At 53.9% G+C, this 14,534-nt stretch carries 15 protein-coding genes and 1 pseudogene; 15 read left to right on the top strand and 1 reads right to left on the bottom strand.

The window, feature by feature from the left end; genetic code table 11:
* Positions 1-10: 10 nt before the first annotated feature.
* Positions 11-451: a peptidylprolyl isomerase gene (locus DI14_RS03100; protein ID WP_034805093.1), complete on the top strand. Its 441-nt coding sequence runs from the start codon at positions 11-13 to the stop codon at positions 449-451.
* Between the two features lie 89 nt (positions 452-540).
* Complete coding sequence (locus DI14_RS03095) at positions 541-897, top strand: GNAT family N-acetyltransferase (protein ID WP_034805092.1); 357 nt, start codon at positions 541-543, stop codon at positions 895-897.
* A 246-nt stretch (positions 898-1,143) separates the two neighbouring features.
* Here DI14_RS03095 and DI14_RS03090 read toward each other — a convergent pair whose 3' ends face one another.
* Positions 1,144-1,614, bottom strand: a complete 471-nt coding sequence (locus DI14_RS03090) for a DUF309 domain-containing protein (protein ID WP_034805090.1) — start codon at positions 1,612-1,614, stop codon at positions 1,144-1,146.
* 81 nt (positions 1,615-1,695) lie between these two features.
* Between DI14_RS03090 and DI14_RS03085 the strand changes: the two genes are divergently transcribed.
* From DI14_RS03085 to DI14_RS03025, 13 genes and pseudogenes are all read left to right on the top strand, one after another.
* Positions 1,696-2,460 (top strand): ScpA family protein, encoded by a 765-nt coding sequence (locus DI14_RS03085; protein ID WP_034805088.1) that lies wholly within the window; start codon positions 1,696-1,698, stop codon positions 2,458-2,460.
* Entirely contained in the window at positions 2,438-3,031 is a 594-nt protein-coding gene (scpB, locus tag DI14_RS03080) for an SMC-Scp complex subunit ScpB (protein WP_200871096.1), read from the top strand. Before DI14_RS03085 ends, scpB begins: the two co-directional genes overlap by 23 nt.
* A 3-nt stretch (positions 3,032-3,034) precedes the next feature.
* Positions 3,035-3,793, top strand: coding sequence for a pseudouridine synthase (locus tag DI14_RS03075; RefSeq protein WP_034805086.1), 759 nt, complete (start codon positions 3,035-3,037; stop codon positions 3,791-3,793).
* Positions 3,794-3,930: 137 nt separating this feature from the next.
* On the top strand, positions 3,931-4,509 hold the full coding sequence (locus DI14_RS03070; RefSeq protein ID WP_034805084.1) for a redoxin domain-containing protein: 579 nt from the start codon (positions 3,931-3,933) through the stop codon (positions 4,507-4,509).
* A 19-nt stretch (positions 4,510-4,528) separates the two neighbouring features.
* A complete protein-coding gene (locus tag DI14_RS03065) occupies positions 4,529-6,076 on the top strand; it encodes a cytochrome c biogenesis protein ResB (RefSeq protein ID WP_034805081.1) in 1,548 nt (515 codons plus the stop codon).
* Entirely contained in the window at positions 6,076-7,260 is a 1,185-nt protein-coding gene (ccsB, locus tag DI14_RS03060; RefSeq protein WP_034805078.1) for a c-type cytochrome biogenesis protein CcsB, read from the top strand. The genes DI14_RS03065 and ccsB overlap by 1 nt, the downstream gene beginning before the upstream one ends.
* 160 nt (positions 7,261-7,420) lie before the next feature.
* Positions 7,421-8,137, top strand: a complete 717-nt coding sequence (locus DI14_RS03055; RefSeq protein WP_034805076.1) for a response regulator transcription factor — start codon at positions 7,421-7,423, stop codon at positions 8,135-8,137.
* A complete protein-coding gene (locus DI14_RS03050; protein WP_034805072.1) occupies positions 8,137-9,840 on the top strand; it encodes an ATP-binding protein in 1,704 nt (567 codons plus the stop codon). Before DI14_RS03055 ends, DI14_RS03050 begins: the two co-directional genes overlap by 1 nt.
* A 53-nt stretch (positions 9,841-9,893) precedes the next feature.
* A complete protein-coding gene (locus DI14_RS03045) occupies positions 9,894-10,445 on the top strand; it encodes a cob(I)yrinic acid a,c-diamide adenosyltransferase (protein WP_034805069.1) in 552 nt (183 codons plus the stop codon).
* Between the two features lie 8 nt (positions 10,446-10,453).
* A complete protein-coding gene (yfmF, locus tag DI14_RS03040; RefSeq protein WP_034805066.1) occupies positions 10,454-11,692 on the top strand; it encodes an EF-P 5-aminopentanol modification-associated protein YfmF in 1,239 nt (412 codons plus the stop codon).
* A pseudogene (yfmH, locus tag DI14_RS03035) lies at positions 11,689-12,949 on the top strand (EF-P 5-aminopentanol modification-associated protein YfmH). Before yfmF ends, yfmH begins: the two are co-directional and overlap by 4 nt.
* A complete protein-coding gene (locus tag DI14_RS03030; protein ID WP_034805063.1) occupies positions 12,946-13,641 on the top strand; it encodes an SDR family NAD(P)-dependent oxidoreductase in 696 nt (231 codons plus the stop codon). The pseudogene yfmH and the gene DI14_RS03030 overlap by 4 nt, the downstream one beginning before the upstream one ends.
* 96 nt (positions 13,642-13,737) lie before the next feature.
* Positions 13,738-14,514: a YmfK family protein gene (locus tag DI14_RS03025; RefSeq protein ID WP_024371601.1), complete on the top strand. Its 777-nt coding sequence runs from the start codon at positions 13,738-13,740 to the stop codon at positions 14,512-14,514.
* Positions 14,515-14,534: the final 20 nt, after the last annotated feature.

The following is a 14,534-nucleotide window of genomic DNA, read 5'->3' as shown; positions in this document are numbered from 1 at the left end:
GTTTTTGTACATGAAAAAAGGATCGATGAAACTTGAGAACGGTGAAATGATCGAATTCGACTTGTTCCATGACGCAGCACCAATCACGGTAGAAAACTTCGAAAAACTTGCGAACAGCGGCTTCTACAACGGCTTGACGTTCCACCGTGTCATCCCTGGCTTCGTGAGCCAAGGCGGATGCCCACAAGGAACGGGTATGGGCGGCGCAGGCTATACGATTCCTTGCGAGACGTCGACATCGTTCCCATATAAACATGAGGCAGGCTCGCTCTCGATGGCACACGCTGGACGCAACACAGGTTCGTCACAGTTCTTCATCGTCCACGAGCCACAGCCGCACTTGGACGGCGTGCACACCGTATTCGGGAAAGTGACGTCTGGTCTCGAGCATGCAGTCAAGCTCCGTCAAGGCACGAAGATGGCCGAAGTCAAGGTGTGGGACGAGAATTGATTTTTGTATGACCGTTATGGCACAATGAGCCATGTCTCTCACGTGTTCACTTCGTGAAACTTGAATGACTAAAGGTGGTGAAACCAGCAATGCTGGTGAAATATAAACAATCGTACGAAAAGACAGCGATGGGCCTCTTGGCGTTCTCGTGTAGCGACAAGTCCCCGCTCGCGCTGTTAGAGCTCGTCCGCTCTTACGAGGAAGACCCTGCCCGTTTCCTTTATCTATGGAAAGTCGGGGAAGACTTCGTCGGAATCATCGGGATGGAACAACAAGATACGACGATGCATATTTTGCATATCGCCTTGTCGCCATCGTTCCGGGGCGAGAAACGCTCTTATGAACTGCTCGATGAGACTCGAAATTTGTTGCCGCTTGACTTGACGCTAACGGGTCAAGGCAAGACAGGTGAACTGCTTGATAAATGGAATCAAGTGGCCATATAAAAAGCTAGGCAGCGTGCCTAGCTACTTGACTGCAGACAACGATGTCTGCAGTTTTTTTGTCCGATCGGGCACAGCTCGCTTTTCTGGGGCCAAGCAGGGAGCAACGCTGCCGGGTCTCACTACTTGCTATTCGCCTAGAAGTCTCGCCGTGCCCTCGATCGGTCTACGCATCAATCCCTCTTCCTCGTACCTTCATTCTTTTTTATAATGAGAGGTGGAGAACCTTCGGTTGCAGACAACGTTGTCTCATTTATTCTCCTTGTTTCGTGCTTCGAGCGCACGAAGCCGTTCTTCGACGACCGGGTTCCGGTCGCGATACAGGTGCTTGTGCACGAGCTCTTCAAAAGAGAGGTCGGTCGGTGCGAACGCGTGTTTCAATCGTTCGATGCGGGCCCTCGTCGTCGGCTCGAGCGGGAGTACGGTCGACAAAGGCCATATAGTCAGGTCGCGTTTGAATTGTGGGATGTCGACGCCGAGCGACTGGAGTTCGTCTGCGGCGAAATCGAGTTTACGGTGCAACGCGGCGATACTCTTTCGTGCACCGATCTCATTGCCGCGTCGGGCGTGATAGTGGGCGACCGCATATTGGATGAGCACCGCATAGCCGAGTGATGCCCGGTTTCCGGCTTGCCATGCCTCTTCGAGCACTTCGTGGCATTCAAAATAATCGGCATGGCACTCGAACAAGAGCGTATACTGGGTAAAAGGGGTAGTCAAATCAAATTTCTCCTTTCGTGGTCGCAGTCCTATAAAACATGTTATACTAAAGCGCAAAAATGTAAAATGGCAGGTGTCTCTATGGAAGCGTATAACGTCAAAATTGATACGTTCGAAGGGCCGCTCGATTTGTTGCTCCACTTGATTGGGAAGATGGAGCTCGACATCGTCGATATTTCTGTTGCGGAAGTCACGGACCAGTATGTCGCCTTCATCCGTACAATGCAAAATTTTGAGCTCGACGTCGCGAGCGAATATTTGGTCATGGCGGCGACGCTCCTACAATTGAAGAGTAAGCAGCTATTGCCCCCTGTACCCGTCGAGGAAGACGACATCCCTGACTTTTCGGATGAACCTACACGCGAAGGGTTGATTCGTCAATTGATTGAATATAAAGCGTACAAAGAAGCGGTCGTCTTCATGCGTGAACAAGAGGAGCAACGGCTCGAACTGTATAGCCGTCCCGGTGACGATTTATCGCGTTATACGTCTGAACATGAGCCGTATGACGGGCCGCTGAACTTTTCTGATTTACTTCACGCCTACTCGAAGATGGTCGAGCGAAAGCGTTGGAAAGAACGGCGTAAGAAAACGATCAAACGTGAAACGCGCACGCTTGAAGAGCAGATGACGCGGCTGCATGAACACGTCGCATCGAAACGGAAGACGTCGTTCTTCGCTTTCTTTGAGGAACGGCCGGACGTGTCCGACCTCGTCGTGACGTTCATGGCGCTCCTCGAGTTGATCAAGTTGCGCGTCGTGACGACTTCGCAAGTCGAGCGTGATATCGAGATCTCGTTCATCGAGACGTCAAAGGAAAGGGATGAAGCCGTTGTTGTCCTATGAAACTATCATTGAAAGTTTACTGTTCGTCGTCGGGGAGGAAGGGATGGAAGTCCGAGCACTCGCCGAGACGCTCGACATCTCGGAAGCCGCCGCCCGTGAACAGTTAACGAAACTCGAGATCTCGTTCAAAGACTCGGGTCGTCCGTTTCAACTGATTGAATCGGCCGGTGTCTATAAGCTCGTGACAATCCCGGACGTGTCGCCTTACATTCAGCGATACGTCGGGACGATGGCGGAACAGGCGCTCTCGCGTGCGGCGATGGAGACGCTCGTCATCATCGCGTATAAGCAACCGGTGACGCGGGCAGACATCGAGGAAGTGCGCGGTGTGAAAGTGGAACGTGTCATTCACACGCTACTCTCAAAAGGCCTCATCGAATCGGCCGGTCGCGCGAAAACGCTCGGTCGCGCAAAGCTTTACCGGACGACCGAGCATTTCCTTGATCATTTCGGGTTTAACTCGCTCGACGAGTTACCACCATTAACATTTGAAGACGAGCTCTCGGACGAAGGCGATTTGTTCTTCGCAGAGCCGGCACGTCATTCGCAAGACAGATTGGAGAAGGATTAATTCATGGAACGTTTACAAAAAGTAATTGCCCAAGCAGGTGTCGCTTCACGGCGAAAAGCAGAAGAAATGATTTTAGACGGCCGCGTCCGTGTCAACGGGAAAGTCGTCCGTGAACTCGGTACGAAAGTTGGACCGAAATCAGAAGTTGAAGTCGATGGTGTCAAAATCGAACAAGAAGAGCACGTCTATTACGTCGTCTACAAACCGAGCGGCTACGTCTCGACGGTCGATGACGATAAAGGACGAAAAGTCGTCACGGACCTCGTCCCACCAGGCTCGCGCGTTTTCCCGGTCGGTCGTCTCGACTACAATACGACAGGGTTGATTCTACTCACGAACGACGGCGAGTTCTCGAACTTGATGACGCACCCGAAGTTCAAGATTCCGAAGCGCTATGTCGCGAAAGTGAAAAATGTCCCGTCGTACATCGCCATCAAAGAACTCGAGTCGGGCGTCAAGCTTGACGACGGCTTCAAGACGGGTGGTGCGAAAGTCCGGATGAAATCGGTCGACCATAAGAAAAACACGGCGATCGTCGAGCTCGTCATCTCCGAAGGTCATAATCGCCAAGTCCGTCGCATGTTCGAAGCGGTCGGCTCGGAAGTGATTAAACTGAAACGTGAACAGTTCGGTTTCTTGACGCTTGACGGGTTGACGACAGGAGAATGGCGTGAACTTTCACGCAAAGAAGTGTCGAAACTTCGCGAACTCGCGAACCCGACCGTCCCGCTCGAAAAACGAGGCAAGAAAAAGAAGAAATGACAATAAAAAAATCGTCCTTTGTAGGATGATTTTTTTGATTGTGGAGATTGTGTGACAAAACAATGAAAAAAGTCTGTTAATGTGCGTTTTTATTGTTTTTTCAGTACAATAGCAACTGAAGGAAGGTGTGATCAATCATGAAGAAAGAGAAGACGGGTGACCGCATGGAGCAAGCGATGGCCCATAAGAAGAAACGGTCGTTTTGGCGGCTCATGGTCATGACGATGGTGCTGTTCGCAGGTGCGGTCGTCATCATGCAACTGATTGAACAAGCAGGAAACGACGGCCGGGTCGAAGCCGGAGATACGGCACCGAATTTCAAGCTTGTCAGCCTCGATGGGGCGACGATGCTCGAACGTGAGAACTACAAGGGCAAGGGACTGCTTTTAAACTTCTGGGGTACGTTCTGTGAGCCGTGCAAGAAAGAGATGCCGGTCGTCCAAGAAAACTATGCGACGCTACAAGACATGGGGGTCGACTTCTGGGCGGTCAACGTCGGGGAGACGCCACTTCGCGTCGACAATTTTGTAAACGGTCTCGGCGTCAAGCTCGACTATCCGATTTTGATGGATACGCGTAGCGAGGTCGAGAAGGCATACGGCATTTATAACTTGCCGGTCACGTTCGTCATCGATGAGGACGGGAACGTGATTGAGAAATATGAAGGTGAACTCACAAAAGAGAAATTGATGGAGTTGGCCGAGAAGTCATTGTAAGGGAACGGGGGGCGCACACATGCTAGATATGAAATATGACGGCGCTGATTTGCGGTCGAAACGACGTCCGAGATCATGGATTGATCGCGTCTGGAGCTTCTTTGCATCGGTAAAGGTCGGGCTCTGGTTGATTGCTGTGATTATCGTCGGTTCCGCTGTCGGTACGATTTTCCCGCAGGAAATGTACATCCCGCAACAATTGCCGGCGAGCCAGTATTACACGCAAGAGTACGGTTCGGCCGGAACGCTCTACTACACGCTTGGATTCCATAATCTTTATACGTCATGGTGGTACATCGGGCTCATCGTCATGTTGACACTGTCGCTCATCGTCGTGTCAATCGATCGGTTCTTCCCGTTGTACAAAGCGTTGAAAAACCAGCCGGTGCGACGTACCGACCGTTTCATGCGTGGGCAACGTCTAACTGGAGAAGGAAAAGGCTCGGACGCACAAATCGATGCGTTCGGTGACGCTTTAAAAGCGAAACGCTATCAAGTGAAGCGTGACGGTGACGCACTGCTCGCCGAGAAACATCGCTTCGGGCGCTGGGGCCCTTACGTCAACCACGTCGGTCTCGTCATCTTCTTCATCGGGGCGATGCTCCGCGTCTTCCCTGCCTTCTATACAGACACGCTCGAATGGGTGCGGGAAGGGGACACGGTCGCGCTCGAGGCGACCGAAGACGAGTATTATTTGCGCAACGACCAATTCATTCTCGAGATGTACGACCCAGAGAACAATGAGGAAGATGCAAAGTTCGCCGATGCGATTGAGAAGGCGGGTGCCGTCCCGAAAAACTATGAGACGGAATTGACGCTCTTCAAGAAGACCGGGACGAACGATGACGGATCGCCTGTTCTCGAAGAAGTCGAGGTCGGTTCGACGAAAGTGAACCATCCGTTCAAGTTTGATAAGTATGAAGTCTATCAAGAGCAGTACTCGAGCCGTCCCGAATTCTTATCGATGTCGTTTAGCGTCGGTGATAAAGAGACGGGCGAACTGTACGGCCCGTTCACGGTCGACTTGGACAACCCGGAGACGACGTATGCGCTCGGAGACGTGACGGTCTCGTTGAAAGACTTATATCCTGACTTTGAAGTGCGAAACGGGGTGCCGGATACGAAATCGCCGCGCGCATTGAACCCGGCGTTCTTCTTCACAATCGATACGCCGGAAGGGACGAGCGAGACGAACTTGATTGGAATCCGGATGAACGTGGCCGACGAAGAGAATCGGTATGCCGTTCAATTCGCAGGGACCGAGATGGCGAGTACGAGTGGTCTCCGGGTGAAGAGCGACTCGACGTACCCGATTTTAATCGTCGGTGGGACGATCTTTATGATTGGGATCGTGATGGGGATGTATTGGCCACACCGTCGCGTCTGGATACGTCGTCACGGTGAGACGGACGTCCTCGTCGCGGGCTTCACGAATAAAAACCCGTCGTCGCTTCGTCGTGAAGTGTCGCCGCTTCTCGAGAAGGCAGGGCTGCCGATTTGGGAAGATCAGGCGATGTTCGAAAAAGAGACAAACGCCAACTCAACAACTGAAAGAGGGGAATCTTAATGGAATGGATTCAATGGAGCAGTCGTCTGCTCCTCATCGCGTTCATTTTATACGCCGTCGCGACCGTGTTGTTCACGATCGCGGTCAGCGGGATGCGTAAAGACCGAAACGTCAACCGTGTCCCATACGGCAAAATCGCGTTCATCTTGGCTGTGATCGGCTTTATCGCCCAGACAGGCTACTTTATTTTACGCTGGGCCGGTGTCGGTTATGCGCCTGTGTCGAACTTGTACGAATATACGACGTTCTTTGGAATGATGATAGTGCTCGGTTTCCTCGTCGTCTATGGGATTTATAAAAATGATGTGCTCGGCTTGTTCGCGATGCCGGTGGCGCTACTCGTCATCGCCTTCGCTTCGATGTTCTCAAGCGACGTGGCACCACTTATCCCGGCACTCAACAGTGTCTGGTTGAAGATTCACGTCACGACGGCCGCCCTCGGGCAAGGCATTCTCGCAATCAGTTTCGCGTCAGGACTCATCTTCTTGTTAAATGAGACATCGATGCGAGAACAATCGAAGTCGCGCACGTGGCTCGAAGTGACGATGTTCGTCCTCGTCTGTACGCTCGGCTTCATCCTCATCTCGATGCTCTTCAAAGGGATTGGTGCCGGTGGTGTCGTCGAGTTCACGAACGACCGAGGCGGCCAAGAGACGTACGAGTACTTCATGCCGATCTTGTTCGCACCAGAAGGCGCACAACTCCTATCTGGGTCGAGCGGCTTGTCACTTGAGCTTCCGAACTTCATCAACACGTTGAAGTTGAATACGCTCGTCTGGTCGGTCATCGCGGGACTCGTGCTCTACGTCTTGCTCCGCTTCGTCATTCTCCGTAAGCGGATCGCAGAGTCGTTGCAGCCGCTCGCGAAGAAGGTCAGCCTCGACCTCGCCGATGAGATCAGTTATCGCTCGGTCGCCATCGGGCTACCGGTCTTCATCCTCGGCGGCCTCATCTTCGCCATGATTTGGGCACAAATCGCCTGGAACCGATTCTGGGGCTGGGATCCGAAAGAAGTGTGGGCGCTCATCACGATGCTCATCTATATCTATTATCTCCATATGCGAATTCAGCGCGGGTGGACGGGAACGAAAGCGGCCTGGCTATGTGTCGGCGGTTTCGCTGTCATCATGTTCAACCTCGTCTTCGTCAACCTCGTCATCGCCGGGTTGCATTCGTACGCGTAATGAAAGAAGTCACTTCGGTGGCTTCTTTTTTCGTAAGGGCATACAACTCACCGTTGTGAAGCCAAATAATAGAGTGGTATAGTTATGAAAGAGAGCGGAATGTTCACAATTGTGCAACAATCGCTACATCTTGCAATGGATCTCTAGGAGGTTTTAGTGGATGGCTGATAAAACGAAAATTCTAGTGGTCGACGATGAGGAAAGAATTCGTCGACTGTTGAAAATGTATCTCGAACGCGAACAGTACGTCATCGAAGAAGCGACGAACGGGGAAGAGGCGCTGCAGCTCGCACTTGAGCGTGATTATGACGTCATCTTGCTCGATTTGATGATGCCTAAGATGGACGGGGTCGAGGTGTGTATGGAACTCCGTAAGTCGAAAGCGACGCCGGTCATCATGTTGACGGCGAAAGGCGAAGAGATTGACCGGGTCCAAGGGTTCGAGGTCGGGGCGGACGATTATATCGTCAAACCGTTCAGCCCACGTGAAGTCGTCCTGCGCGTCAAGGCGCTTCTTCGCCGCTCGGGAGCGACGAAGTTCCTCCGGACGTCAGAGAAGTCGAAAGACTTGATCGTTTATCCGCATCTGACGATTGACAATGACGCCCACCGCGTCACCGTCGATGGCGCAGAGATCGCCCTCACGCCGAAAGAGTACGAGCTCTTGTTCTTCTTGGCGAAACAAGTCGATAAGGTGTTCTCGCGCGAACAGTTGTTAAAAGAGGTATGGAACTATGAATTCTTTGGAGACCTTCGAACGGTCGACACGCACGTCAAACGGCTTCGTGAGAAGCTGAACCGGGTCTCCCCTGACGCCGCCCAAATGATTACGACGGTATGGGGTGTCGGCTACAAGTTCGAAGCCGTCAGTGAGTGATGGTTCGCCGTAACAGTATCGTCACGAAGCTCTGGCTGACGATTCTCGTCCTCGTCAGTCTCGTCTTGTTCATCGTCTCGGTCCTCATGCTCGAGTTCTTCAACTCGTTTCATATCGACCAGGAGCGAGGACACTTGGCCAAGCTCAGTGGACAAGTCCAGTCGGTGTTGCTTCAAGAAGGCGACACGTCGCGCACCGTCGACCAAATCATCGAGGTGTACGGGGCCAACTATATTCTAGAGAATGGTTCTGTCCGTTCGAACTTCGGGACGGAAGTGGACGGACTCATGACCGAGCTCGGACGTCAGGCGTGGGAGCCGTATCAACAAGTCGGCGAGACGGCGATTGGTAATTTTTCTTCCTTCGACGATCAAGCCGCCTTGGCGTACCGGACGACGTTCCCGCTCGAGACGGGTGACTACACGCTCTACTTGCTCGAGCCGCTCGATGCGATTTCAAGCGCCAATGAAGGGGCGCGCACGATCATCTTTTGGACCGTCGCCTCCGCGATTATCGCGACGACCGTGTTCGCGTTCTTCCTGTCGACGCGAATCACGGCGCCGCTTCGGGAGATGCGTGACGCCGTCAACAAGACGGCCGAAGGTCAATTCGATTTACGTCTCGAACAACGGACACATGATGAAATCGGACAGCTCGCCGGATCGTTCAACGCGATGAGCAGCCAGCTCGCGACGTACGTCAATGCGCTCGACCGGGAGCGGCTACAACTCGCCTCGATTTTACGCTCGATGGCCGACGGTGTCATCACGCTCGACCGCCACGCGAACGTCATCGTGACGAATCCGCAAGCCGACCCGTTGTTCATCGACGGGCAGCCGCATGACGTCGTTTTGTCACTCTATGAGGAAGTCGTCGACGGCGCCCCGGAGAAGACGATTGAAGTGAAACAGAACGAGCATTATTATACGCTCACGGTCACGCCGCTCATCGGGGAAGAGGATTTCGAAGGCGCCGTCGTCGTCATCCGCGACACGACCGAGAGCCATCACCTCGACAAGATGCGGACCGATTTCGTGGCGAACGTCAGCCATGAGCTCAGGACCCCGCTCGTGACGCTACAAGGCTATTCGGAAGCGATTATCGACGGGATGACGGAAAGCGATGACGCGACGAAAAAATTCGCCTCCATCATCTACGATGAGTCGCTCCGTCTCGCGAGGCTTGTCAACGATTTGCTCGACCTCGCGAGAATCGAGTCGGGCAAAGAGACGATGCAGTTCATGCCGCTCGACCTCGGTGAGTTCTTGCCGCGCGTCATGCGCAAGTTTAAGCAGATGGCGAAAGAGAAAGGGATTGAACTCGATGCGAGCGCACCGAGCCGGATGCTTGAAGCAGACGGCGACCGTCTCGAGCAAGTGTTCACGAACTTGATCGGCAACGCCATCGCCCATACGGACAGCGGATCGATTCGCCTTGACGCGGTCGAGGAGGAAGACGGGGTAGTGATTCGCCTCATCGACACCGGTACGGGTATCCCGAAAGAAGACTTGCCGTTCGTGTTCGAACGGTTCTATAAAGCCGACAAGGCGCGGACGAGCGGTGGCAAGACCGGCACCGGAATCGGCCTCGCCATCGTCAAAAACGTCATCGATGCCCATCACGGATCGGTCGACGTCTCAAGTGTGCTCGGTGAGGGGACGACGTTCACGATTCGACTCCCGTACACCCAGCCCGATGCATAATGACAATGGTGACTCCTATGGGTCACCATTTGTGGCATAAAGGAGGAAATGACATGAAACTGTACACTCGAGGCGGTGACAAAGGCGAGACGTCTCTTATCGGGGGACGCGTCTTAAAAGTTCATCCGCACATTCAGGCGATGGGGTTGTTAGATGAACTGAACAGTCATATCGGCCTCGCGCTCGCCCATCAAACCGATGATGTGCTTCGTGCCCAGCTGACGAAGATTCAACACGACTTGTTCGACCTCGGTTCAGAGCTCATGTACACTGAGACCCCACCGAAACTCGTCGATCTGGTCATCGTCACCGAGCTCGAGACATGGATTGACGAGCTCGAACCGAAATGCCCGAAACTGAAACGGTTCATCTTACCGGGTGGGAGCGTCGCTGCGGCGAGCCTGCACGTGGCGCGCACCGTCTGTCGACGTGTCGAGCGAGAGCTCGTCAATGTCGATGCGGCCTCACGCCAACTCCCATTTTATAACCGGCTGAGCGATTACTTGTTCACTGCGGCCCGTTACGCGAACGTCGTGGCCGGTGTGCCCGACCAAGAATATGCCCGTGGCGCCGACGTGTTCAAAACGAAAAAGAAAAAGGAGTAGGTCTACTTATGAAAGGAATCGAACAATTCCAACAGCGTTTGCACTATTCGGTCTATCCGACCGATAAGTTTAAGACGACGACGTGCCTCGTCTCGTTCTCGGCACCGCTTTCGAAAGAGACGATTGCCGACCGTGCGTTGTTGCCGTATATCATGGATAAGTCGACAGCGAACTATCCATCGATTGAAGCGTTCCATACGCCGTTAGAAGAACTGTACGACGCCGCGCTCTACGCCGGCGCCTCGAAAGTCGGGGCCGAACATGTCATCCAGTTCCAACTCGAGGTCGTGAACGACAGTCTCGTCGGGGAAGCCGTACTCGCGAAGGCGATCAAACTACTAGAAGAAGTGCTGCTTCGCCCGAACGCGTTCGATGGCGCATTCCAACCGTTGATTGTGGAACAGGAACTGCGTCTTCAACGACAGCGCATCGAATCCGTCTACGATGACAAGATGCGTTTCGCCCAACAACGCCTGCAGGAGATGCTCGGCGGCGAGCTCGCCATCCCGTCGCTCGGTACGCTCGAGCAGTTGGCGGAAGTGACGCCGCGCTCGTTATTCGAGGCGTACGAGGCGATGATTCAACACGACCGAATCGACGTCTACGTCGTCGGCGATGTCGACCGGGCTCAAGTGACGGAAGCGTTCGCGCCGATTGAAACGCTCGGCGCCGCGCTACCGCGCCGCTACCCAGAATCCGTCGTGCGCGAGTTCCAACGTCTCGAGGAAGCCCAGTCCATCAACCAGAGCAAACTTCACCTCGCCTATGCCGTCGATGTCGACCCGACGAGCGAGGATGCGGTCCGGATGCAAGTCGTCAACGGGTTGTTCGGTGGGTTCCCACATTCGAAGCTGTTCATGAACGTGCGCGAGAAGGAGAGCTTGGCGTACTACGCGGCCTCGCAATATAGCTCGCTTAGCCGCATGTTGTTCGTCTACGCCGGCATCGACATGACGAATCAAGCTAAGACCGAACAGATTATCGCCGACCAGCTCGTTGACTTGCAGGCGGGTACGTTCGAAGTGGAGACGCTCGAGCAGACGAAAGAGATGCTCTACCACCAGCGCCGTCAGCTCGGAGACAACCCGCGTCAATTGATCGCCTGGATGAGCGGGTCGGATATCCGCCCGTTCACACTCGAGGAAGAGATGGCGATTATCGGACGGACATCGCGAGACGATGTCGCGAAGCTAGCACAACGAATCGATTTGAAGGCAGTGTATTGTTTAAAGGGGGAGACGACATGAGAGTAGAGTTTCCGCACGTCGGTGAGACGCTGCATCATACCGTGCTCGACAACGGATTGACCGTCTATTTATTGAAAAAAGTCGGCTATGAGAAGACGTACGCCACGTTCACGACGAAATACGGGTCGATTGACCGCCGCTTTAAGACGGAAGAATGGGTGGACGTGCCGGACGGGATTGCCCATTTCCTCGAGCATAAGATGTTTGAAAAAGAAGACGGGGACGTCTTCCAGAAGTTCGGGCGATTCGGGGCGTCGGCGAACGCATTCACCTCGTTCACCCGGACGGCGTATTTGTTCGGAGCGACCTCGAACGTCGAAGCGAACTTGACGACGTTGATCGACTTTGTCCAAGCACCTTATTTCACCGAGGCGTCGGTCGAGAAAGAGAAAGGGATTATCGGTCAAGAGATTCAAATGTATCAAGACAATCCCGGGTGGCGTCTATACTTTGGATTGATTGGGGCGATGTACGCCGAGCATCCAGTGAACATCGATATCGCCGGAACGATCGAATCGATTGGCAAAATCACGGCGGACGACTTGTACACCTGCCACCGCGCCTTCTACCACCCGAGCAACATGGTGTTGTTCGTCGTCGGGAACATCGATCCTGAAGGCGTGCTCGAGCAGATTAAAGCAAATCAAGCCGCGAAGACGTTCGAAGCACCCGTCTTGACGGCACGGGAACAAATCGAGGAACCAGAAGCGGTCCATCAGTCCGAACGAATCATCGAGATGGACGTCTCGGTGCCGAAAGTGATGATTGGTTATAAAGACACGCCACGTGCCGGTGCGGCGGGCATGAAGCAGGAGCTCATCGTCGAGTTGCTCCTCCACAGCCTGTTCGACACGACGGCGCCCCTTTACGCGGAACTTTATGCGGAAGGATTGATTGACGATGCGTTCTCGTTCGATTATACGTCGGAAGACACGTTCGCGTTCGCCGCGCTATCGATGGAGACGCCTCACGTCGACACGTTCGTCTCGCGCATTACGGCCGCGCTTGAACGTCCGCTCAACTTAGACGAGGCGACGCTCGACCGCAAGAAACGGATGATGAAAGGGCAATTTTTTAAAAGCGCTCAACTCACCGGAGTTTATCGCCAACCAGTTTTCACGGTACGCCCTTAGCGGTGGCAACATGTTCGAGATGCCGGACGTGATCGATGAAATCACGCTCGATGACCTATACGAGGCGTACGGCCGACTGTTCCAGTCTGACAAACGAGCCGTCTCGATCGTCAAAAAGCCGTGAGAACGCTCATTACCGGTGCGAGCGGGGCGATCGGCCAAGCGGTCGCGAGAGCGTTTCGCGGTGACGCACTCATCTTGCAGGCGAATCGAAACGGCGCCACGCTCGAGGCGTTCGTGAAAGCGGAACGACTCGATGCCCGAGTCGACACGTGCGACCTCGAAGACGAAGACGCGCTCGAAGCGTGGATGACGTCAATCGAGCAAATCGACCGTCTCGTCTACGTCGCAGGGAACCACGTCCACGGCCTCGTCGTCGACCAACCGATTCACGACCTCGATCGTTTATACCGTGTCCACGTCCGTGCGCTCACACGTCTCGTTCAACGGGCCGTCGCAGCGAAACCGTATAACGCCCCGCTCGACATCGTCGTCGTCTCGAGCGTCTGGGGCGAGGTCGGGGCAGCCGGTGAAGTGTTTTACTCGACCGTCAAAGCGGCGCAGCTCGGTTTCGTCAAAGCGTTCGCCCGCGAGGCCGGACCGTTCCATGTACGCATCAACGCCGTCACGCCGGGCTGGATAGATACGCCGATGAATGATACGGTAGAAGAGACGAAAGACGAGGCGATTCAGGCGATTCCGCTCGGGCGTCTCGGCCATGTCGACGAAGTGGCCCGGACGATTCGCTTCCTCTGTTCTGAGGAGGCAGGATATATGACCGGCGCCATCCTGCGAATCGATGGAGGTTGGCAGTGACGACTTCGTGAAATGGAAAAACGAGTTCTTTTCAATTCTTCTAAAATAATTTAGAATGAACAAGGTAGTGAACGTGTAGCGGAAAGGGTGGACCGGATGGATCATAAGTTCGAAGAATGGTATCTCGAGTATGAACTTTGCCAAAATCGACCTGGTATTCTCGGTGACATCGCATCACTCATGGGAATGCTCCAAATCTCAATCGTGACGATTAACGGGGTCGACCTGCAACGCCGTGGGATGCTGTTAAAAGCGCCGGCAGCCGATCACGTCCACCGGCTCGAACATATCCTCCGCAAGATGGAAGCGATCGCTGTCATCAAGCTGCGTCGGCCGAAACTTCGCGACCGTATCGCGATTCGGCACGGGCGCTATATCGAACATGATAACGATGACAAAAAGACGTTCCGGTTCGTCCGCGAGGACTTAGGTGTCCTCGTCGACTTTGTCGCCGAACTGATGAAAGAAGAGCGTCATCTGTTGATTGGTGTCCGCGGCAATCCGCGTGTCGGGAAGACCGAGTCGATTGTTGCGGCCAGCGTATGTGCCAACAAGCGCTGGCTCTTCCTCTCGTCGACGCTCATGAAGCAGACGGTTCGGACATCGTTGTTTGAAGAAGAACGGGAAGGCGATCACGTCTACATAATCGACGGCGCCGTCTCGACAAGGACGATGGACGAGCGGCACCGTCAACTGATTCGAGAAGTCATGCGGCTCCCGGCCGTCAAAGTGATTGAACATCCTGACCTATACGTCCGGAACACGGACTGCGTGTTCGAGGACTTTGACTATATTATCGAGTTGCGCAACAATCAAGATGAAGTCATCATCATCCCGCAAGAAACGCATCGTGAAGCAGAATGGTTTGAATAATTATTTGAATGGAAGGTGTG

Origin of the sequence: Exiguobacterium sp. AB2, from assembly GCF_000696055.1 — a bacterium.
In the GTDB taxonomy this organism is placed as follows: Bacteria; Bacillota; Bacilli; order Exiguobacteriales; family Exiguobacteriaceae; genus Exiguobacterium; species Exiguobacterium alkaliphilum.
This window is presented reverse-complemented; position numbering and strand designations above follow the sequence as displayed.